Origin of the sequence: Halomonas sp. SIMBA_159, from assembly GCF_046536035.1 — a bacterium.
GTDB classification, from domain to species: Bacteria; Pseudomonadota; Gammaproteobacteria; order Pseudomonadales; family Halomonadaceae; genus Vreelandella; species Vreelandella venusta_A.
Genome location: NZ_JAWJBT010000653.1, coordinates 1 through 269, shown reverse-complemented (window position 1 = coordinate 269; position 269 = coordinate 1). Strand labels below are relative to the sequence as shown.

The 269-nt window shown below is 32.7% G+C and carries 1 protein-coding gene; it reads left to right on the top strand.

Annotation, left to right across the window (positions count from 1 at the left end):
- A partial coding sequence (locus R0J87_RS20820; RefSeq protein WP_498888640.1) for a hypothetical protein occupies positions 1-269 on the top strand: 269 nt, incomplete at both ends.

Genomic DNA, 269 nt, shown 5'->3' with positions numbered 1-269 from the left:
AACGACAATCCTTACGATATGTACAAATCATGTGATTTAACAAAAGGTCTAATAAAAACTATTGATGATTTACATGTGGAAGAATTGATATTTGACCAAGGCGTAAATCTTGGAGACTTGACCTGGAAGGCAGTTATACCTCTCTATGTGAAAAATAAATTTGAGGTTGAGGATATTAAGGGGGTTGTCGACTTCGATTTAGGTGATTTTGATGGTGTAAATAATGTAGATAAATTAATCGAATACTATGAAGCTGTAAAATCAGATGA